This is a genomic window from Flavobacterium shii (assembly GCF_025847235.1).
GTDB lineage: Bacteria > Bacteroidota > Bacteroidia > Flavobacteriales > Flavobacteriaceae > Flavobacterium > Flavobacterium shii.
The window spans coordinates 107412-129295 of sequence record NZ_JAOZEW010000009.1 but is presented as its reverse complement, the minus strand read 5'-3'; the positions used below and the strand labels follow the sequence as shown (position 1 = coordinate 129295).

General features: G+C 33.6%; 17 protein-coding genes. 10 read left to right on the top strand and 7 right to left on the bottom strand.

Going from position 1 to position 21884, the window contains the following annotated elements; all coding sequences use genetic code 11:
* Positions 1 to 33 precede the first annotated feature (33 nt).
* On the bottom strand, positions 34 to 549 hold the full coding sequence (locus OIU83_RS10165; RefSeq protein WP_264206146.1) for a PAS domain-containing protein: 516 nt from the start codon (positions 547 to 549) through the stop codon (positions 34 to 36).
* Between the two features lie 81 nt (positions 550 to 630).
* The gene (gene dinB, locus OIU83_RS10160) at positions 631 to 1713 is read right to left on the bottom strand and encodes a DNA polymerase IV (protein ID WP_264206145.1); all 1083 of its coding nucleotides are present in this window, start codon (positions 1711 to 1713) and stop codon (positions 631 to 633) included.
* A 223-nt stretch (positions 1714 to 1936) separates the two neighbouring features.
* Here dinB and OIU83_RS10155 point away from each other — a divergent pair, with 223 nt between their 5' ends.
* The 4 genes from OIU83_RS10155 to OIU83_RS10140 all read left to right on the top strand — a co-directional run bounded on the left by OIU83_RS10155 (position 1937) and on the right by OIU83_RS10140 (position 6997).
* Complete coding sequence (locus tag OIU83_RS10155) at positions 1937 to 2662, top strand: metallophosphoesterase family protein (RefSeq protein WP_264206144.1); 726 nt, start codon at positions 1937 to 1939, stop codon at positions 2660 to 2662.
* A 45-nt stretch (positions 2663 to 2707) separates the two neighbouring features.
* Positions 2708 to 3232, top strand: a complete 525-nt coding sequence (locus tag OIU83_RS10150) for a DUF6646 family protein (RefSeq protein ID WP_264206143.1) — start codon at positions 2708 to 2710, stop codon at positions 3230 to 3232.
* 152 nt (positions 3233 to 3384) lie between these two features.
* Entirely contained in the window at positions 3385 to 4170 is a 786-nt protein-coding gene (locus OIU83_RS10145; protein WP_264206142.1) for a hypothetical protein, read from the top strand.
* A 337-nt stretch (positions 4171 to 4507) separates the two neighbouring features.
* Positions 4508 to 6997 carry a pectate lyase family protein gene (locus OIU83_RS10140; protein WP_264206141.1) on the top strand — a complete coding sequence of 830 codons (2490 nt, stop codon included), beginning with the start codon at positions 4508 to 4510 and terminating at the stop codon, positions 6995 to 6997.
* A gap of 102 nt (positions 6998 to 7099) precedes the next feature.
* Here the strand turns inward: OIU83_RS10140 and amaB are convergent, their stop codons facing one another.
* From amaB to OIU83_RS10115, 5 genes are all read right to left on the bottom strand, one after another.
* Positions 7100 to 8653 (bottom strand): L-piperidine-6-carboxylate dehydrogenase, encoded by a 1554-nt coding sequence (gene amaB / locus OIU83_RS10135; protein WP_264206140.1) that lies wholly within the window; start codon positions 8651 to 8653, stop codon positions 7100 to 7102.
* 83 nt (positions 8654 to 8736) lie between these two features.
* Positions 8737 to 9630, bottom strand: a complete 894-nt coding sequence (locus OIU83_RS10130; protein ID WP_264206139.1) for a CorA family divalent cation transporter — start codon at positions 9628 to 9630, stop codon at positions 8737 to 8739.
* 351 nt (positions 9631 to 9981) lie between these two features.
* Positions 9982 to 10908 carry a magnesium transporter CorA family protein gene (locus tag OIU83_RS10125; RefSeq protein WP_264206138.1) on the bottom strand — a complete coding sequence of 309 codons (927 nt, stop codon included), beginning with the start codon at positions 10906 to 10908 and terminating at the stop codon, positions 9982 to 9984.
* A gap of 143 nt (positions 10909 to 11051) precedes the next feature.
* Positions 11052 to 11591, bottom strand: coding sequence for a 3-hydroxyanthranilate 3,4-dioxygenase (locus OIU83_RS10120; protein WP_264206137.1), 540 nt, complete (start codon positions 11589 to 11591; stop codon positions 11052 to 11054).
* A gap of 173 nt (positions 11592 to 11764) precedes the next feature.
* Positions 11765 to 12841 carry an endonuclease/exonuclease/phosphatase family protein gene (locus tag OIU83_RS10115; RefSeq protein ID WP_264206136.1) on the bottom strand — a complete coding sequence of 359 codons (1077 nt, stop codon included), beginning with the start codon at positions 12839 to 12841 and terminating at the stop codon, positions 11765 to 11767.
* A 176-nt stretch (positions 12842 to 13017) separates the two neighbouring features.
* On the opposite strand from OIU83_RS10115, the gene OIU83_RS10110 reads away from it, so the two are divergent.
* The 6 genes from OIU83_RS10110 (at position 13018) to OIU83_RS10085 (ending at position 21772) form a co-directional block, all read left to right on the top strand.
* The gene (locus OIU83_RS10110; protein ID WP_264206135.1) at positions 13018 to 14034 is read left to right on the top strand and encodes an XAC2610-related protein; all 1017 of its coding nucleotides are present in this window, start codon (positions 13018 to 13020) and stop codon (positions 14032 to 14034) included.
* A gap of 115 nt (positions 14035 to 14149) precedes the next feature.
* A complete protein-coding gene (locus OIU83_RS10105; protein WP_264206196.1) occupies positions 14150 to 15049 on the top strand; it encodes a S66 peptidase family protein in 900 nt (299 codons plus the stop codon).
* A gap of 174 nt (positions 15050 to 15223) precedes the next feature.
* The gene (locus tag OIU83_RS10100; RefSeq protein ID WP_264206134.1) at positions 15224 to 15583 is read left to right on the top strand and encodes a YraN family protein; all 360 of its coding nucleotides are present in this window, start codon (positions 15224 to 15226) and stop codon (positions 15581 to 15583) included.
* 118 nt (positions 15584 to 15701) lie between these two features.
* On the top strand, positions 15702 to 16358 hold the full coding sequence (locus OIU83_RS10095) for an aspartate kinase (RefSeq protein WP_264206133.1): 657 nt from the start codon (positions 15702 to 15704) through the stop codon (positions 16356 to 16358).
* A gap of 750 nt (positions 16359 to 17108) precedes the next feature.
* On the top strand, positions 17109 to 20249 hold the full coding sequence (locus OIU83_RS10090; protein WP_264206132.1) for a SusC/RagA family TonB-linked outer membrane protein: 3141 nt from the start codon (positions 17109 to 17111) through the stop codon (positions 20247 to 20249).
* Between the two features lie 23 nt (positions 20250 to 20272).
* Positions 20273 to 21772 carry a RagB/SusD family nutrient uptake outer membrane protein gene (locus OIU83_RS10085; protein WP_264206131.1) on the top strand — a complete coding sequence of 500 codons (1500 nt, stop codon included), beginning with the start codon at positions 20273 to 20275 and terminating at the stop codon, positions 21770 to 21772.
* The last annotated feature ends 112 nt before the right edge of the window (positions 21773 to 21884 follow it).

The window sequence follows — 21884 nt, the reverse complement described above, 5'->3', positions numbered from 1 at the left end:
AAAAAGCCTTTTTGAAAATCAAAAAGGCTTTTTTTATGCTGCTTTCTCAAAAGCTATAAAATGGCTGAGTTTTCCCTTCAGATTAAAAACCGGAAATGCATTTACAGTACAGAAATAGGTATCCCCATTTTTCTTATAATTCAAAATTGTCTTTTCAAATGATTCTTCTGCTTTAATAGCCAATCTTATTTCGCTAGTAACAATAGTAGATGTTTCCGGTCCCTGAAAAATTTTAGGCGTTTTACCCAAAATCTCAATTTCAGTATATCCCGTCATATTTAAAATTCGATTGGATGCAAAAATTATATTCAGTTCGAGATCGGTAATCACTACAACTTCCTCTTTTAAACGTTCCAAAACATCAAATTCTGAATCGTCCCAATTAAAATGCTTAGCAATTTTTTTTACGCTATCAAAATCCGAAAAATTACTTTTTATATCATTTAAGTGTTGTTGATGAAAGTCCCAGGAAATAATAGGAACACAAGTGTGCTTTAACCCTTCGTGGTATTTGGCAATAGCTTCATCATAAGCATCTAAATTATACATATACATTTATTTTATACAAATATAACAGTAGAACAATACTCATCATCGCTTTATTGTGCATTTAACGCTTATTTAAACGATTTAAAAGTCAAACTTAAGTTGTACAACTATAGCCTTCTTAACTTCGGTATTAAGATTGCTTAATGAAATTCCGAGTAAACGAACAGAATCTTTCATTCGTTCCTGATACAAGAGTTCTTTTACCGTTTCCAGAATCAGATTTTTATCTGAAATAAAATAAGGCAAGGTTTTACTTCTTGTTTGCTGGGTGAAATCACTATACTTAATCTTAAGTGTAACTGTTTTACCCGAAACACGATGCTTTTTTAAACGCTTATCCAATGAAGTTGCAATCCGTTCTAATTGCTCCAACATAAAAATTTCCGAAGAAAGATTGACATCAAAAGTATGTTCTGCAGCAACCGACTTTGTAATTCGATCTGCTTTTACCTCACTATTATGTACTCCGCGTACAACATGGTAATAAAAAGTACCCGATTTACCGAAGTGTTTTTCCAGAAACTCTAAACTTTTACTCTTTAAATCTGTACCTGTAAAAATCCCAAGCTGGTACATTTTCTCAGTCGTAACCTTCCCTACTCCATAAAATTTACGAATGGGTAATTCTTCCAGAAAAGGAATAATCTCGTCGGGGTTAACTGTTTTTTGCCCGTTGGGTTTATTATAATCACTTGCAATTTTGGCAACAAACTTATTGACCGAAATTCCGGCCGAAGCAGTCAAACCAACTTCATTAAAGATTCGTAATCTTATTTCTTGTGCCAATAAACTTGCACTAGGATTTCCTTTTTTATTAACGGTAACATCCAAATAAGCTTCGTCAAGCGAAAGCGGCTCGACTAAATCTGTATACTCGTGAAAAATTTTATGAATTTTATTTGATATTTCTTTATACCGATCAAAACGTGGACGAACAAAAATAAGTTGAGGACAATTTCTCTTTGCTTGCATGCCACTTATTGCACTACGAACACCAAACTTCCGCGCTTCATAACTTGCAGCTGCGACAACACCTCGATTCTCTGAACCTCCCACAGCAATAGGTTTACCGCGCAAGTCCGGATTATCCAATTGCTCAACCGAAGCATAAAATGCATCCATATCAATATGGATAATTTTTCGATAAATAGGCAGATCAGACATGTTACAAATTTAAACAGGAAACCACTAAAACAGAATCAAATGCTCACAAAAATTTATAATTAATACGTTAAATTTTATAGTAGGATAATAAACCAAAACAATACTTAAACTTACTAGATTAGATAATGTTAGAATTATATAATTATGACAAAGATTAACAAGTCAATAAGTAAAAAACAAATCATTTTCTCCTATTTTTGTAAGTACATTACAAAACATCAAGATGAGAACATTCGTTATAGGCGACATACATGGAGGCTTAATTGCTTTGAAACAAGTTCTGGAAAGAGCAGCTGTAACAGACAAAGACACCTTAATTTTCCTTGGAGATTATGTGGATGGTTGGAGTCAATCGCCACAGGTAATTGATTATTTGATTGCACTTAAACAAAAACAAAAATGTATTTGTATTCGTGGTAATCATGATGACTTATTATTACAATGGATAAAAGATGACAAAGACAATGAATTATGGCATCATCATGGAGGAGACGCAACAGTTCTTGCTTATGAGTCTGTAAGTGATACTCGCAAACAAGTTCATGTTGAATTTCTGGAATCATTAGAGGATTATTATCTGGACCCTCAGAATAGATTATTTATTCATGCCGGTTTCACCAATATGAATGGCGTTACCTTCGAATATTCCACAGAATCATTTTATTGGGACAGGACTTTATGGGAAACTGCTTTGGCATTGGACCCAAATATGAAAATAGATTATTTACTATATCCAAAACGATTAAAAATATACAAGGAAATTTATATAGGTCATACTCCTGTTACCAGAATAAATGAAACTACACCCGTAAAGAAAGCCAATGTTTGGAATGTCGATACCGGTGCAGCTTTTAAAGGTCCATTAACAATTATGGATGTAGATACTAAAGAATTCTGGCAAAGCGAACCTTTGAATGAGCTGTATTTTAATGAAAAAGGTAGGAATTAATATATAAAACTCTATTTTTGCAAAAACATTAAATCATTACATTTTATGAAAAAGATTATTACACTTGCATTTTTATTAGCATTTGGTTTAACTCAGGCACAACAAGCATTTAGAGGTAAAGGAGATACTAAAGTAAATATCGGTGCAAACATTCAGGATGGTGGATCAGGTATTCAGGCTTCATTAGATTATGGCCTTGGAGAAAATTTCTCTATCGGACTTGTATCTAATTATTTATTAGGAGTTAATGAATATTCAGGCTTTTATGGCACTAGCACATATTACGGAGCAAAACCAGCTTTCAAAGATCGTTTTGATGCTAAAGTTAGAGTTAATGCTAATTTAGGAAGCGTTATTAATGTAGATAAAAAATTAGATATTTACCCAGGACTAAGCTTAGGATTGAAAAATTTTGGTGGTCACGTAGGTGGTCGTTATTTCTTTACTGATGGATTTGGTGTATTTACAGAACTTGGTTTCCCAATTGCAAAATATGGTGACAATGACAGAGTTTTCTATAACCTGAACAACCAATTCACTTTTAGTCTAGGAGCTTCTTTTAATTTATAAAAAGAACAACAACAATTTCCAAGTTTATAAATAGCTAAGAAACATATTAAAAAGACCATTTGAAATTTCAAATGGTCTTTTTTTATTTGAATATCACTACTTACCAGTTAATTATTACTTATATTTATAAATAAACCATTTACGCCGTAATTATGAAAAAATTTATTCAAAGTACTTTCTACTGTGCAACAATAGTCCTTTTAACACTTACAGCTACATCATGTAAAGATTCGAAAAAAGAAACTGAAAAAGAACAATCGAATGCTTTCGCAGGTATTTGGATTGCAAAAGACTTTATCGATAATATAATTATTGATAACGGAATTAAAACAGTTAACAACGGCGTTACAGAAATAATTATCCCGGAAAACGTAAAGGATAGCATTATTTTTATTAATGAAGATCTGGAAAAAGACAAGCATTTTGCGTCATTCAAAAATGACACATTAGTTAACCATTTGCACGAAACAAAAACTCAAAAAGCAGTAATCCAAAATGGAAATTTAATCCTACTGCCACTCGACGAACGTTATCATTCTCAAGAATATATAAAAGCAGATAGTTCATTGATAAAAAAAGCTAAAGACTTAAATGTATCTGTACTTCGTGTTTTAATAAACAAAACACTTTCTGATAACACTTATTCGACCAAATCTTCCAAAACAGAAATTAAGTTTACTGAAGATGGAAAAGTAGAAGGACTTGCAAATTTTAAAAGCTATTATATTAGCATAAATGGAGATTCAGCAGATACTCAAGGCATAACAGCAATAAATTTCACAACTCTGGACGGGTCCAATAAAAACTTAGGAATTGAATTCCAAAAAGATAAAGTAGAATTATACGATCTTGTACTTCTAACAAAATCTGATGAAAAACCATCCTATAGAAAAGGTAAATTATTATATTCATTGAAGATAATAAAACCAAAAAAATAAACATTTATAAAAACAGAATGTAGTATTTACTTACATGCGCCAAAAAAAGCAACTCTTATCCAGTTGCTTTTTTTTATGCCATAAATTTCCCTAACGAAGAAAAACCAGATCACATAAGGCCAACAATTTCAAGCATTATTCAATACGCAACGCTAAAACGATATCGTTGCGTAATTAATATTTAAAATGAATATTTTTTTACTATGTGTATTTTTTATATAAAATAAATAATAATATGTAAATTTTATTTACATTCGTGTAATCGATTACATTTTAAATTCCCAATAACCAAATAATGCAATCTATTTAACACCAAACTTTTAACCAAACCACAATTATGAAAAAAATTCTACTTTACATGACTATTTTGCTTGTATCTGTACAAGTATGGGCACAACAGGTTCAAATTAACGAAGTCGCAGGTTGGCTGGAATCAGCATATGTAAAATGGCAACCAGTTGCCAATGCACAAAGCTATAATGTTTACTATACAGGAGGCGGAATTACAGATAAAAAAATTGACAATGAACTAATACGTAGTTATGGTACCTATTACCGCGCAGACATTCCGGGAATTAAAGCTGGTTCCTACACCATAAAAATAAAGCCAGTTATATCTGGCGTAGAAGGAACTGGCTCAACAACAAGTTCTATTACAGTAAAGGCACATGATCGCGCAGGATTTGCTTTTGCAAACAATCGTGTTCCAGGAGCATATAATGCAGATGGAACTCCAAAAACAAACGCAGTAATTATATACATAACAGAAAACACTAAAAATACAGTTTCACTAGCTGTTACAGGTGCAACACCAAGTCCATCTGTGGGTTTACAAACAATTTTGGATGGATATAAAAAAGGGAAAGACCTTCGTCCATTAATCGTTCGCATGATAGGACAAATAACAGATTTAAGCTATATGCTTTCTGGAGATATCGTTGTTGAAAACAACAATAATGCAGCAAGTTACATCACTATAGAGGGTATTGGTGATGATGCTGTAGCAGATGGCTGGGGTATTCGAGTTAAAAACGCATCAAATATAGAGATACGCAATATTGGAACAATGAACTGTGATAGCAGCGAAGGAGATAATATTGGGCTACAACAAGACAATGATTACATCTGGGTACACAATTGCGATTTCTTTTATGGAAATGCAGGGAGTGATGCCGATCAAATAAAAGGGGATGGTGCACTAGATTGCAAAAAATCGACTTACATCACATTTTCATACAATCACTTTTGGGATTCTGGGAAGTCTAATCTTTTAGGCTTAAGCGAAAATACAACAACAGGATTATACATTACATATCATCATAACTGGTATGATCACTCCGATTCACGTCATCCCCGCGTACGTTTTTACTCGGCGCACGTTTATAACAATTACTACGACGGAAATGCCAAATATGGTATAGGATCAACCATGAGCTCATCGGTATTTGTAGAAAACAACTTTTTCCGTAATTGCAAATACCCAATGCTTACCTCAATGCAAGGAACGGATGTCTATAATGGTGCTTTAGGTACATTTTCGAAAGAAGATGGAGGAACAATTAAAGCATATAACAATACGATGAGTGGCGAAACACGTTTTATTCCTTATAATGCTACCAATTATCCAATTGAATTTGATGCTTATGTTGCAACTACAAGAAATGAAACTGTAAGCAGCAGCATAGTTGCAAAAAAGGGAGGAAAAGCCTACAACAATTTTGATACCGATTCATCTATTATGTATGCTTATACACCGGATAGTCCCGAAGTTGCCAAAACAAATGTTATGCAATATGCAGGACGTGTTACCGGAGGCGATTTAAAATGGACATTTAACAATGCTGTAGATGATGCTTCCTCTTTGGTTAATGATGCACTAAAAGCAGCTCTTGTAGGCTACAAAACAAAGCTAGCAGCGATTCAAGGCGAAACCGGAACAACAGTATCTACACAAACATTAACCTCAACCAATAATAATGACCAAACTGTAACAAATGGAACAGCAATTAGCACAATTATTTTTACTTGGGGTGGCGATGCTACAGATGTTACAGTAACTGGATTACCTACGTCAGGTATAACTTTTGTAAAAAATACAGCGACCAAAACAATTACAATTTCGGGTAGCCCTACAGCGACTGTACCTTATTCTATTGCTACCAGTGGTGTAACAGGCACAGCAACTAATGCAACGGGAACAATTACAGCTTTGACCAATGGAAGTACTCCTGGTAATCAAACACATAATTTTACTACAGATGCAAAAACAAGTACATTCTATACCATCACCGGAAATATAAATTCTACGGCTGGATCTATAACCTACTCAGGCTTGACACTAACTGCACGTTTAAAAATGGAGTCAAGCACCACAATAACATATACAACGACAAGTGAATCCACATTAACTTTAGTATTTGACGATGGTTTTGCAGGAAAAGTCAAAGTAAACGGAGTATCATATACAGCATCTGCAGGAATCGTTACAGTTTCACTGCCAGCAGGAAATAATACAATTATAAAAGGCGATACAACAAACTTATACTACATAAGCACTGAATACAAAACTACTTTACGCGTAGATGACAACATTCTGGTTGCAAAATTAATCTTGTATCCAAACCCAGTGACAAACTATTTACGTATAGCAAACTCTGATCAAAACATAGAAAAAGTAACAATTTACAGCATGACGGGAGCATTAGTAAAAACTACAGAAAAAGGCGTAGAAATTATTGACATGAGCAAACTAAGCCCAGGAAACTATTTAGTTAAAGTACAAACTACCGAAGGTGCTGTATCTAGCCAAATAATCATAAAAAAGTAATCGATTACAAGTAAAGCGTAAATGCACAAAAGAAAGGCTTCCAAAATTGGAAGCCTTTTGCTATTATATAAAAGGATTTTTGATACAAAAAAGGATAAATTCTTATAGATCGAATTTAATTCCTTGTGCCAATGGTAAACTTGTAGTATAATTGATTGTATTGGTTTGACGACGCATGTATATTTTCCAAGCATCAGAACCAGACTCACGACCACCACCCGTTTCTTTCTCTCCACCAAAAGCACCACCGATTTCTGCACCGGAAGTTCCTATGTTTACGTTTGCAATTCCGCAATCTGATCCTACAACAGATAAGAAATACTCTGCTTCACGTAAATTATTCGTCATAATAGCAGAAGATAAACCTTGAGCAACTCCGTTTTGAATATCAACAGCATTCTCAACATTTCCGCTGTATTTAATTAAATATAAAACTGGAGCAAATGTTTCGTGTTGTACAATTTCAAATGAATTTTCAGCTTCAGCAATAGCTGGTTTTACATAACAACCACTTTCATAACCTTGACCTGAAAGCACACCACCTTCTACAAGGATTTTACCACCTTCGGCAACAACTTTTGTCAAAGCGCTTGCATACATCTCTACAGCATGAGTATCGATTAACGGACCAACATGATTGTTTTCATCCAAAGGATTTCCGATACGTAATTGCTTGTAAGCAGATACTATTGCATCTTTTACTTTATCATAAATGCTTTCATGAATGATTAAACGACGTGTTGATGTACAACGTTGTCCTGCTGTTCCTACAGCACCAAAAACAGCACCAATTACAGTCATTTTAATATCTGCATCTGGGGTAACAATAATTGCGTTATTTCCACCTAATTCTAATAATGATTTACCTAAACGTCCTGCAACTGCTTGTGCTACTATTTTACCCATACGAGTAGAACCTGTAGCCGAAATTAACGGAATACGTTTATCATCTGTCATTAACTCCCCTACTTTATAATCACCATTGATTAAACAAGAAATACCTTCTGGAAGGTTGTTCTCTTTAATTACCTGAGCAATAATATTCTGGCAAGCTATACCGCAAAGAGGTGTTTTTTCGGATGGTTTCCAAACACAAACATCTCCACATATCCAAGCCAAAGCTGTGTTCCATGACCAAACCGCAACCGGGAAATTAAATGCCGAAATGATTCCAACAATCCCCATTGGGTGATATTGCTCATACATACGGTGTCCTGGACGCTCAGAATGCATTGTTAATCCGTGAAGCTGGCGTGATAATCCTACTGCGAAATCGCAAATATCAATCATCTCCTGAACTTCACCGTATCCTTCTTGTAATGATTTCCCCATTTCGTAAGAAACCAATTTACCTAAAGCTTCTTTATTCTGACGTAATTTTTCTCCAAACTGACGTACAATCTCTCCACGTTGTGGTGCTGGCATAAGTTTGAATACTTTAAATGCTTCGGTTGCTGTTTGCATTACTTTTTCATAATCTGCAGCTGTAGATGTTTTTACCGAGGCGATTAATTTTCCGTCTACAGGCGAAAAACTTTCTAGAATTTCACCAGAAGAAAAGTTATTTATTCCGGTTGATGTTCCTTCATTTATGGCTTTTATACCCAATTGTGCCAATGCATCTTTCATTCCGAATTGTTCTGCTATTGTTATCATTGTAACTTTTTTGTTAAAAATTGTTATATTTTTATGTAAATATATTTGAATTTATCTAATTATTAAAACTTTCATGGTTCTACTTACATAATGTTTTTCTTTTTAAACCAGATATAAATAAAAATGCACATCACAAACATAAACAATATTGCGTATAAATATCCATACTTCCATTCCAATTCGGGCATAAACTTAAAGTTCATTCCATAAACCCCAACCAAGAAAGTAAGTGGTAAAAAGAAAGCAGAAAAAACTGTTAGTAACTTAACCACATCATTGTTTTTCTGGGCTGTTACAGACAAGAAAGTGTTCATTAAATTTATTGCATCCTCCATTGCTTCCTCATACGCCAGAATAAGCCGAACAAGATTATCCTTTACATCCTCTAGAGCCGACAGGTTTTCATCGGGAACATGTATTTTATTGATAACATTTTGCGTAAGCACTAATAACTTCTTGCTAATCCTGGTTTCTGTCTTTTGGAAATACAAGTCTTCGAGAGAAATTTTATTTTCTTTCTTTAAGAAGATGGTCTTCTCAACTTCATCGACCTGATCTGTTTGCCATTGGGATGGTGCATTATAGGTTTGAATGATCTCTTTAAAAATATGAATAAGTAATTCATAAACAGAATTAAACTTCAAATCTGATTTAAAAATATCCTCCAAAAAAGAAAATGGAGTTCGATGAATCGTTATTAATTGCTTATCATTATAAAAGAAGGCTACTTTATTAGACAGTTCTTCAACTGTAGAATTATTATCAAATTCATTTGCGGTATAAGCCCTCAAAATGATAAAATCATAGTCTTTAATTTTTTCTAATTTAGGTAAGTGCCCGTGTTCTAGTGAATCTTTGACAGGAAAAACTTCTAAGTTGAACTTTAAAGCGATTTCTTCTAATTGTAACTCACTTGGACCTTTTATGTCAAGCCAATGAAAAGTTTCAAATGATTTTTCGGAGATATTTCTGGTCATTATGCTGTTTAGTTTTTAATTAAGATGAGTTACATAGCTCAATTTCAACAAATCTAAGATGAACCTTTCAAGTTAAAAATATAACAAAAAAGCCAACCATATAAGTGATGAAAGTAAATATAAGCGTAGAACTTAAATACTCTTACATCACTTATATCGTTAAAATTATTTCAGTAAATTATTTTAACCATTGTAACAATACTTTGATCGTTTAAGTTCTAAAGATAGTCAAATGAGTACTTCAAGCACAGAAGTTAACCATATAACTCGTTAAGATTAATTCAAAATCAGAAAAGTCAAGATTAAGAATTTAATGCAATCAATATGGGTTTTATTCCTCTTAAAACTAAACTAAAACATATTCTTTTTCTTGAACAATAAAACGCCACAAATCGATATTAGCAATGAAATCAGTAAAATAATAAAGAACCCATGATTGTTTTCCTGAAGATTATTAGGAACGTTCATCCCGTACAAACTCGCCACCAATGTTGGAATCATCAGGATTATCGAAATCGAAGTTAGTCTTTTCATGATAACATTTAAGTTATTCGAGATTACCGATGCATAAGCATCCATCATTCCGGTTAAGATATTACTGTAAATATTAGTAGTTTCTTCGGCTTGACGCAACTCGATTTCAACATCTTCAACTAAAACAGGATCAAAATCTTCTCTGTGATCTTTAAGGTTTTTAATTCGATGAAACAACATATCGTTGCCTTTTAGGGAAGTAATAAAGAAAACCAAACATTTTTCTATTTGTAGTAATGCTTGTAATTCTTCATTTTTAATAGATTTTTCAAGGTTATCCTCTGCCAATCGGATACGCTGATTTATTTGCTTTAAGTATTTTAAGAACCAAATACTGGAAGACAAAAGCAACTTTAAAACTAAATCAAAGTGGTTATTGATGTCCGATTTTTTGCGTTGGGTATATAAAACAAAATCGGGTAAAATTTCGGTTTGATGAAAACTAAGTGATACAAACACATCATCTTTAAACATCAATCCCAAGGGGGCAGTATTAAAAGGCAATTTTGCATCATTGCTCTTAAAAGGAATTCGCAAAATAATAAGAAACCAACCGTTTTCGATCTCAATACGAGGTCTTTCGTCGATATCTTCAATATCATTATAAAATGCTTCTGGAATTTGTAACTCATGGAGTAAGAATTTAGTTTCTTCCTTAGTAGGACAAACTACATTAATCCATTTGTTGTTTTCACGGTTTTCCGTTGGGAATAATCCGTTGTTATTTTTGTAAAAGGTAATCATAATGCAAAACGTTATTTAGGAATAGCGCATACATTATGCAACAGCTATTCCTGTTTATCTATCTTCTTCCTCGAATAATAATCGTCCATGTGGATAATTTATTTTTTTTGCAAAAGTATACCTTTTAAATAGAAAACACAGAATTATTTTTTGGCTGTAAATCTAGGGTCAGATTCCATAACAGTACCACAATTATCACAGGTTCTCAAATCTTTAGAATTGTAAAAATGTTCAAAATGTGGCAAGAAATCTTTTTCGATATTATGAAGTTCAAAGTAGACTTCATATAATTTATGGTTGCAATTGTCACAATGCCAAAGCAATCCGTCTTTATATCCTTTCCCTGCACGTTTTCGCTCGATTACTAAACCTATAGACCCTGCAGAACGCACTGGTGAATGTGGTATATGGGCTGGATGAAGATACATATCACCTGCATGTAATTCCATTTCTTTACGCTCACCATCTTCCTGAATAATTACTTTTATACTTCCTTCAAGCTGATAAAATAACTCTTCGGTTTCGTTATAATGATAATCTTTTCGGGCATTGGGACCAGCAACAACCATTACGATATAGTCTCCAGATTCGGTGTATAAATTTTTATTTCCTACAGGTGGTTTAAGTAAGTGTCGGTTTTCATCAATCCATTTGGTAAGATTGAATGGTTTTGCTATAGCCATATTATTGAGGTGCTAAATTACTAAGGTGCTAAGTTAGTAAAAAGTATTCTGTCTCAATGTTCAGTCACAGTTTTTAGTACCCGAATCAGTATTCAGTCGCAGTACCAGTTTTCAATGGCTATGGCAGTTTACTACTGAATACTGAACACCGAGACTGAATACTGATTCTGGTACTAAAACATCTCTTTAATAAGATAAACATAAACCGGAAAATGGTCGCTGTACCCTACTTCGGTTGTGGCATGCCGCAACGGATATCCTTTATACTGACCGGAAGTTTGTATTAAATATGATTTATTAAAGATTCCTGCTTTCCAGAATTGAAAAGAACTAAAATCGGATTTAATCAAAGATTGTGTAACCATGATTTGGTCAAAAATATCCCATGAATCCCGATAGGCAATTGTTCCCATTCCTTTCTTTGCCATATCTTCAAAAGGGTTGTAAATACCAAACTCTGGCACATCGGCTTTATTGGCTTTCGCGCCAAGCGCAACTTTTACACTCTTATTATAAGGACCATCATTAAGATCACCCATTGTAATAACTTTGGCATTGGGATTAATTTGCTGTAGCGAGTCGATTATTTTCCTATTCAAATCTCCTGCAGCTTCACGATAAGGACTTGATTTTTGTTCCCCACCAGAACGCGAAGGCCAGTGATTTACAATTAAATTTATCTCCTCTCCATCCAGAAATCCTGTTACCAATAATTGATCTCTGGTATAAATCCGATTATTCTTCAATGTGCTTTGTATTGTATCAACTGGATTCTCTATAGGTTTCTTATAAAGAACAAGTGGGATATTAGAATAAGTAATCGGTTTAAAATGTTTCTTCTGATATAATAAAGCCACATCAATACCACGTTGATCGGGTGAATCAAAATGTATGATTCCGTATTCTTTATCAATTAATTTAGGTTGCTTTATTAAATCTTCCAGAACTCCCCTATTTTCTATTTCGGCACAGCCAATAAATGTTGGTGCATTAGGATTTTCGGACGTACCAATTTCTGACAGAACTCTGGAAAGATTGGCTAATTTCTTAAAGTATTTCTGCGATGTCCAATGTTGCGCCCCATTTGGAGTCCATTCTGCATCCTGAATATTTGGACTCTTTATAGTATCAAAAAGGTTTTCGAGATTATAAAAAGCTACAGTATGAATAGTATACTTTTTTGTTTGTCCGTGTAATTGTGTCATCAATAAATTGAAAAAGATAAAGATAGAAAAGGTAATTATTCTCATTATTATTTAGGATTAAAAAAAGTGTAAGCCTTATTTTAAAGAAATTTCTTCCAAAATATAAAACTAACTCATTTAAGTAAGATATTTTAAATTACTTTTTATAATGGCTATCTTTGTTTAACTAAATCACGTTTACACCATAAATCCTAGATTAATATCCATAACGCTACTATAAAATGAAACTTATAGCCACAACTTTACTCCTGCTTTTATTCAACGTTACTTTTTCTCAAGCAACTTTTAAAGTAGAAAATTTCTCAAAGGATTATTATGGTAAAATATTTATCGCAGATACATCCCAAGTATTTACCAAAGGATGGGTTGCTATTTATGATGCTAAGACAAATAAGCAAATTATAAAAGTAGCATCCGATGAACTGGCGTTGAGTTTAAATAATGGAAAAGCATTGGCAAACATAAAGCAATTGCCTTATGGTGAACAAAGTTTGATTATGTATGAAGATTATAATTTTGATGGAATAAAGGATTTTGCAATCGAAGACGGACAAAACAGCTGTTATCACGGCCCTTCTTTTAGAATATACTTAGGCACCAAAACCGGTTTTAAATTCAACTCCGATTTCACAACACTGGCACAAGATTATTGTGGAATGTTCCAGATAGACAACAAGAAAAAGAAAATAAGTGTAATGACTAAGGACGGCTGTTGCTGGCATCAATTTTCCGAATTTATCGTAGTAAATAATAAACCTAAAGTAATCAAGATTGTCGAAGACGACCAAACCGGTTTTCCTTATAATAATTATAGTGAACAAAATTGGGATGGCAAGAAAATGGTAACTACCTCCAAAAGAATGATTACGCTGGATGAAGAAGGTGTAAAAACGATATTCTCTTTTAAAGTAGATAAAAACCAAAAGCAAGTTGTACTATTCAATAATAATGACAGAACACTAAACTATGTTTTAATTGATAAAAATGATGAAGTTGAGTTTTCGTATCCAATAAATGAAGTCGATCAAAACCCAGATTTTAGTTTTGACAGAAAAAACAATACGATTTCATTTATCAATAAAAATGTCTCCTATACTATATATGACAACAAGGATTCTATAGGGATTAAAATAACAACAGGCAACAAAACATATAATTGGGATGGAAATCTTACAACCAAAAAAGGCAAACTAACAGATATAACAACTACCTCATTTGACAATGTTGCAGAAAACTAAAATAAGAAATATGAATACAAACCAATTCCAACACGTAAAGAAACATTTTGCCATTTGTAAATTCGCATTTCTTATTTTTGCTTTACAATCATTCACCTGTCAATCTCAACAAAACATGATAACACCACCTTATTTACAAGAAGGCGATACTGTAGCACTTGTAGCAACGGCCAGAAAAAATATCGATGATAATTTACAACCTACTATAGATTTACTTAAAAGTTGGGGAATAGAAACTGTAATAGGAAACACAATAGGTCTAGACACAAATCAGTTGGCAGGAACCGACGAGCAACGTGCAGCCGATTTCCAACATCAAATGGACAATCCAAATATCAAAGCAATTTGGTGTGTTCGTGGTGGTTATGGAACTGTTCGAATGATTGATTTACTTGATTTTACAAAATTTAAACAACATCCTAAATGGGTTATTGGTTTTAGTGATGTAACAGTTTTGCACAATCATTTAAACACAATGGGTTATAAATCTATTCATGGTATTATGCCAGTAAGTGTAGCACGCGCTACTCCAGACGCTGTTGCAACTATGAAAATGGCATTATTCGGAGATCCTATATCCTACACCATTCCGTCAGATCCAATGAATCGATTCGGAAAAGCAACTGGTGAATTAGTTGGTGGAAATCTCTCTATTTTATATAGTTTGTTAGGTTCTAAATCGGCTATAGATTGTCGGGATAAGATATTATTTATAGAAGATCTCGATGAATATCTATATCATATAGATCGAATGATGATGAACTTAAGACGCAACGGTTGCATCGAAAACCTAAAAGGAATTGTGATTGGAGCAATGACAAAAATGAAAGATAATGATATTCCGTGGGGTAAAAATGCATTAGAAATCGTTGATGATGTGACCAAAAAATACAATATTCCAGTGATTTTTAATTTCCCAGCAGGACATATCCAAGACAATCGAGCATTGGTAATGGGAAGTACAATTACTATAGATGTGAATCAATCCGGAAGTACAGTTATTTTTAATAAATAATCGAAACTAATACTGAATTCGACTCTCTGTCTCAAGTCACAAATTGACACTAATCAATTCGTAAAATTCTATATCAATATTACTCAAATTAGACCTAACAGGTCTTTAAAACCTGTTAGGTCTTCGTTTATACTAGATACTGAGACTAAATACTAACCTCACAAAACTAAGAAAATGGCAGCACACAATGAATTAGGAAGAATAGGAGAAGAACTTGCTGTGGAATATCTTGAACAGAATGGTTATAAAATTCTGGACACCAATTGGACTTACCAAAAAGCCGAAATTGATATTATTGCAACCAAAGAAAACATCTTGGCCATTGTAGAAGTAAAGACCAGATCGAGACTGGATTTTGGTTCACCACAAGATTTTGTCGATTCAAAAAAAATTCAATTACTTGTAAAAGCAGTAAATGCCTACATAAACTATAGGGAAATAGATTTTGAAATTCGTTTTGATATTATAGGGATCCATAAAAATAAGGAATCATTTGTTATAGAACATCTTATAGATGCATTTTATCATTTTTAACATAATTTTTTATTGTTATATTTGTAACAAATTGTTTTTTTATTTATATTTGCAAAAAAATATAACACACAAATTAACTAAACCACCACAACTAAATTAGTACAAAAACCAGAAAATTATGAAAACTGTTTCCTCCATCGTAGAAAATTACATCAAAACGAAGCCTTTTTTATTAAATGCATTGTCACTCGGCATCATTAATTTGACCTCATTATCCAGAAATATAATGACCGAATTAGAAAGCGAGTTTGGCAAAGAAGTAAAACAAGGAGCTGTAGTTATGTCTTTAAAAAGATTAACGGAAGAATTAGACTTTAAGTTAAATCATAAAATCAACAAAGTAATCAAGAATATTGGGGAGATTACTGTTCGATCAGAACTTACAGATTACACTTTTGCAGCATCAGAAACTGTCTTAAATAAACAAGCCGATTTAATTTCGGATATCAATACCTTATCAGATATATTTTATACCTCTTCTCGTGGTGTAAACGAAACCAACATTGTAGTAAGTAGTAGTATAAACCAATTGGTAGAAAAGCATTTTGCCCGCGAAAAATTAATCCAAAAACTAAGTAACTTAGCTTCAATTACAGTAAAATTGCCAAAGGAAAACATTGTAGTTCCTGGAATTTATTATTTCATTTTCCAGCGTTTGGCTTGGGAAGGAATTATAATAAATGAAGTAATTTCAACATCAAATGAGTTTACAATTTTAGTAAGTGAAGAACAAGTCGATATTGCTTTTAAAGTAATCAAAGATTTAAAAAACTAAAATTTAACAATAATATGTCAAAATCCCTTTTTCAATTTAAGTTGAAAAAGGGATTTTTTTTACCTTCAAATTAAAAAAGCACATTAGAATTTCCTATTATCTCATTCAAAAAGCGCGTAAAAATCTACTGGTAGGGTCAATTTTTAAGTAATTTATTGCCCTTAAACCTTTCTATATTTTTTTAATTTCAGTATTGAAACTCGCTAAACTTCAACTTATAAATACTTCATAAGTTGAACTCCCATTAACCATTTCTACATCGAATAAAATCATCAAAATTGATAACAATTTAAAATATTAAAATGCATTCTTCACTTTGCTTCTAAATAATCTCGTGACGCATTTCACTTAATATTACCAAGAAAAAACCTATTTTAAAAAAGGCGTTTATTCTGATTTTTTAGTGTTCTCGAACACAGTTTTTTTTGCGCATAAAAAACTTAAATTCAATGGTTTTTCTTACATACAAAACCTTCTTTTGAATCAATTTCTTTTCCACCTAAAATTCATTTGTAAAAACAGACCACCATTAAAACAAAAAACAAACTGGTAGGTACTGGTGTATTCTGAATAGGCAATCTTCTAAATTTGGATTTCACTATTCTTAAAAAAACATATTCAAAAAAACGAATATTACTATTTTAAGCGTGAAAATTACACATAATAATAAAAATTTTAATAAAAATAAAAAACTCAACAATTTAGAATACAAAAAGCTTAATCACAACCAGAAACCAAAAACCAGTACAAATGAAACAACTTAAAACCGTACTTAGAAAGCAATTTCTAGTACCAATCATGCTCCTTTTTTGGCTGCCAAATACCATGATTGCACAAGAGAGCCAACAACGAAAAACGGTGTCTGGGAAAGTCACAGATGACAAAAACAACACACTACCAGGTGTAAGTATTTCCATAAAAGACACTAAATACAATACCTCAACCGATATTGATGGGAATTACACATTAACGTATTCATCAAATGGTACAACAAATCCAACTATTATTTTTTCTTACTTAGGTTTTATAGAAAAAACAGAAACTCTGGGAAACCGTAATGAGATCAATGTTGTAATGCAAGAAGAAACCAACAAACTTAACGAGGTAATCGTAATTGGTTATGGTTCCCAAAAGAAAAGCAACGTTACCGGTGCCATTTCTTCTGTAAAGAAAGAAAGTCTGGAAACACGAGCCACAACAAATCCAGCCGAAGCGCTTCAAGGCTTAGTTGCCGGGGTAAATGTGCAAAAAAGTGGTGGTGTTGCAGGAGCTGATGTAAAAGTAAAAATACGTGGAGTAAATACCTTTGGAAAAACAGAACCACTTTATATCATTGATGGATTTCAAGGTTCTATATCCACTGTAAATCCAACGAACATAGAATCTATGGAGGTTCTTAAGGATGGTGCTGCTGCCGCAATTTATGGATCGGTCGCTGCCAACGGAGTTATTATTGTTACAACAAAAACCGGACAAAAAGAAGGTGTGAAAATAGATTTTAGCTCTTTCTTAAACTATACCAATGCATCAAAAACACTGGATATGTTGGATGCAGATGGATATCGCACGGTACATAAAAGAATGTATGATGAGTATAATAAATATGCTACCTCTCCAAAACCATTACCAGCTTACATAACTGCTCCTGCTACAGCCAATACCGATTGGCAAAATGAAGTTTTCCGCTCAGGACTTACTCAAAATTATGGTTTGGGCATACAAGGAAGACAAGGCGATGTAAAATTTGCTCTTTACGGTAACTATGTAAAACAAAAAGGAATTGTAATCGATAATGATTTTGGCCAGCAAAATGCGAGTGCCAGAATTAGCTTTAAAAAATCCATCTTTGATATAGATGCAAAAATGGCTTACATAGCAACACAAAATGAACTGCCAAATTTCCAACTAAAAGAAGTTTATACAATGTCTCCGTTAGTGCCTGTTTATGATGAAAATGAGCCTTACGGTTATGGACTTACAAATAAAAATGGCTTACCTGCAGGAACAAACCCTGTTGCCGAAGAACATTTTAAAAGCAGTATGGACAAAGGACAAGATTTAACCGCAAACATTGCTGTTACAGCAAACATTAGCTCTTGGATAAAATATAAATTGGCCTATTCTTACCGTGTAAAAAACAACCAACAAACGGCTCATTTCCCACCATATATTGCAAATCCAAAAGAAGTTCATCTGTATCCGATGCAAACCGAACTAAGGACATTTTGGGATGAAGAAATTTTAGACAACATTATAACAATTGATAAAACCTTTGGCAAACATACCTTTGGTTTGATGCTTGGTAATACCATAAATGGCGTATCGTCCAACTGGAATCAAGTAAGTGTAGAAGGAAAAACAACCGATTATTCTGTAAATAATGGAGAATTAGTATCTATTGATCGTCCATCAGGATTTTTAGATCCAAATTTCCAAACTATTGGTGCAGGAAAAGGAGGGACATACTCGGCAGATGGTTCAAAATTTCAATACAACCGTCTTTCATTTTTTAGTCGACTTAATTATTCTTATAATGATCGTTACCTACTTCAGATGACTATCAGAAAAGATGGCTCTTCGAAATTTGGAGAAGACAGCCGTTGGGGAACTTTCCCATCAATAGCTTTAGGTTGGAAAATAGAACAAGAAGATTTTTTTCCAAAGGATTTTATCATATCAACTTTAAAATTGCGTGCTAGCTGGGGACAATTAGGCAACGAAGCTGCTTTAGGATATTATTCGGCAAACACATTAATTAGCACAGGAAACACATTAGGCAATGGTTATGTACAAGGAAACGGAAGTAACCCTTGGCCAGGAAGTATTGCAAAAACATTAGAAAACAGAAATTTACAATGGGAAACAACGGATTCTAAAAACATAGGTATTGATTTTACGCTTAAAAACGGGAAAATTAGCGGTTCTATGAACTACTACCACAATGTAACTGATAATTTATTGATTACAAAAAAACTGGCTCCATCTGCCGGAATAGACAATCCCATTCTTAACGTAGGTAAAATTAGCAATAGCGGATTTGAACTTGAAGTTAACTACCGCGACCAGATTAATGAGTTTAAATACAATATCGGCTTCAACCTTACTACGCTTAAAAACAATGTAAAATCCCTTGCAAACGAAGGGCAAACTATTTACGGTGAAGGGTTAAAATATGGAGACGAGCACTTCCCTACCCAAGCACGTGTAGGAAGTCCTATAAGTGGATTTTATCTATACAAAACCGATGGTATTTTCCAATCTGTTGCAGAAGTAAATGCTCATAGCAAAAATGGTGTTTTATTGCAACCAAACGCACAACCGGGAGACATCCGATTCAAGGATTTGAACGGAGACGGTGTTATCGATGAAAATGATAAAGCCTATTCTGGAACTGGATTACCAAAACTAGAAGCCAATCTTAGTTTAGGCGCAAGCTATAAAGGCTTCGATTTCTCTGCATTGATAGGCAGCGGTTGGGGAAACAAGTTATATAATGGAAACAGGTATTTCTATGAATCAATGAATTCCGGAACCAATATGTTGGCAACAACACTTAATTCCTGGACACCAGACAACCACAGTAACATTCCACGTGCCGTCTTACAAGATCCAAATGGAAACAGCCGTGAATCGGATCGTTTTCTTGAAAGTGGTGATTTTATAAGAATGCGTCAATTACAATTTGGATATTCTATACCTAAGAAAATGTTAGGTAATGCAAAAATTGACAAGCTTAGATTTTATGTAAGTGTAGAGAACTTGTTTACAATTACCAAATACACCGGTATCGACCCGGAATTTTCACGTGAATCTGTTCTTGACACTGGTGTGGATCGTTTTGTATATCCATTTACAAGATCATTTGTATCAGGTGTTCAATATATATTTTAATTCTATTTATAAAAGACATAATCATGAACAAGATATTTTTTTTATTATCCGTTATAGGTTTATTCACCATTACTGGTTGTAGTGACTATCTAGACCAACAATCACCAGATCAACTTACCTCAGGTATTTTTTGGCGAAATAAAGCCGATGCCGAATCTGCATTGGCAGCAACTTATTCACAACTCGAAGGAGCAGTAGATCAATGGGCTTTTGCCGAAGTAAAATGGCCAGTTGAAGCCTATCGTGAAGACATTTGCGACTTAGGAAGTGATGCTTTAAATTACCAAAACTGGGTAGAACTTTCTACATTTACCTATACCAATGGTAATAGTCAGTTTACAAGATATTGGACATTAAATTACAGAGGAATTAGTAATGCCAATCAGATAATTGATAAACTACCACAAGTTCCAGCAGCAACGCTAAACGATACTGACCGCAAACAAATAGAAGCCGAAGCCCGCTTTTTACGTGCTTATTATCACATGAAATTACTTCTAAACTGGGAACAAATTTACATACGAAACAAATACATAACCAAAGAAAGTGACCTAAGTATTCCGTTATCTACACGTGCCGAAGCTTGGGATTTTATTACAAGCGAATTTAAGGCTGTAGCCGAAATATTACCACTTAAACAACCTCAGGAAAAAACAGGCCGTGCCACAAGTGGAGCTGCCAACAGTTATCTTGGATTTGCATATTTAACAAGAGCATATGAAGAAACAGCTCAAAAACAAGCATTCCTAAACGAATCTCTTACAGCGCTAAACAAAGTGCAAGGATATGAACTTGTCAAAGATTATGCTTCAATGTTTGATGGTACCACTAAAAACACCAAAGAATCTATATTCGAATTACAATTCTCAGAAACAACTGCCAATGGAGCATTCTATCGCAATGCACTCCACTATTGGATGGCTGCAGGAGAACTAGGCGGATGGGACGAAATTCTTCCTAGCACAATGCTTGTAAATGAATTCAAGAAAGAAGGAAAAATTGCGACTACAGGAAATTATGATAGCCGTATTTACAATACTCTTTTCTTTAAAGATCCGTATTTTAATGATGTAGATAATCCAAGAGTATTGGGAACAACTTATGATGATAAATTTGGAGACACAGATAAACCAGTATTCCGTAAGTTCATACCAAACACTCAGGAAAAAATGGATCAGGAATTTACAGCAATCAATATTCCTCTTATGCGATATTCGAATGTATTATTAATGCAAGCCGAAGCACTTAATGAATTAGGTCGCACACCCGAAGCTATTCAGTATATCAACAAAGTTCGTGACAGAGCTGATATGCCTGCAATGAATGGTACAACTGGCAACGAAGTAAAAGCACAAATCGAGCATGAAAGAATATTGGAATTCCCTCTGGAAAACTACCGTTTTTATGATTTACGCCGTTGGGGAAAAACAAAAGCTGCACTTGATGCTGTAGGACGCACCGGTTTTGACGCATCAAAGAACAATTTTTATCCAATTCCATTAACAGAATTACAAGCAAATTAACCACCTAAACAATTCCAAAAGAATAACCTATATTACTTAGGCTATTCTTTTTACCTAATAATAGAATTTCGATTATTATTGAAAATTAAATACAATTGAAAAATAGAATTCA

Bases quoted from the DNA above. Each gene is read 5' to 3' on its own strand.
- dinB (WP_264206145.1), bottom strand. From the start codon at position 1,713: ATGTCTGATCTGCCTATTTATCGAAAAATTATCCATATTGATATGGAT.
- OIU83_RS10120 (WP_264206137.1), bottom strand. From the start codon at position 11,591: ATGGCTATAGCAAAACCATTCAATCTTACCAAATGGATTGATGAAAAC.
- OIU83_RS10130 (WP_264206139.1), bottom strand. From the start codon at position 9,630: ATGACCAGAAATATCTCCGAAAAATCATTTGAAACTTTTCATTGGCTT.
- OIU83_RS10085 (WP_264206131.1), top strand. From the start codon at position 20,273: ATGAACAAGATATTTTTTTTATTATCCGTTATAGGTTTATTCACCATT.
- OIU83_RS10145 (WP_264206142.1), top strand. From the start codon at position 3,385: ATGAAAAAATTTATTCAAAGTACTTTCTACTGTGCAACAATAGTCCTT.
- OIU83_RS10140 (WP_264206141.1), top strand. From the start codon at position 4,508: ATGAAAAAAATTCTACTTTACATGACTATTTTGCTTGTATCTGTACAA.
- OIU83_RS10095 (WP_264206133.1), top strand. From the start codon at position 15,702: ATGAAAACTGTTTCCTCCATCGTAGAAAATTACATCAAAACGAAGCCT.
- OIU83_RS10150 (WP_264206143.1), top strand. From the start codon at position 2,708: ATGAAAAAGATTATTACACTTGCATTTTTATTAGCATTTGGTTTAACT.
- OIU83_RS10125 (WP_264206138.1), bottom strand. From the start codon at position 10,908: ATGATTACCTTTTACAAAAATAACAACGGATTATTCCCAACGGAAAAC.
- OIU83_RS10155 (WP_264206144.1), top strand. From the start codon at position 1,937: ATGAGAACATTCGTTATAGGCGACATACATGGAGGCTTAATTGCTTTG.
- OIU83_RS10115 (WP_264206136.1), bottom strand. From the start codon at position 12,841: ATGAGAATAATTACCTTTTCTATCTTTATCTTTTTCAATTTATTGATG.
- amaB (WP_264206140.1), bottom strand. From the start codon at position 8,653: ATGATAACAATAGCAGAACAATTCGGAATGAAAGATGCATTGGCACAA.
- OIU83_RS10100 (WP_264206134.1), top strand. From the start codon at position 15,224: ATGGCAGCACACAATGAATTAGGAAGAATAGGAGAAGAACTTGCTGTG.
- OIU83_RS10090 (WP_264206132.1), top strand. From the start codon at position 17,109: ATGAAACAACTTAAAACCGTACTTAGAAAGCAATTTCTAGTACCAATC.
- OIU83_RS10105 (WP_264206196.1), top strand. From the start codon at position 14,150: ATGATAACACCACCTTATTTACAAGAAGGCGATACTGTAGCACTTGTA.
- OIU83_RS10165 (WP_264206146.1), bottom strand. From the start codon at position 549: ATGTATAATTTAGATGCTTATGATGAAGCTATTGCCAAATACCACGAA.
- OIU83_RS10110 (WP_264206135.1), top strand. From the start codon at position 13,018: ATGAAACTTATAGCCACAACTTTACTCCTGCTTTTATTCAACGTTACT.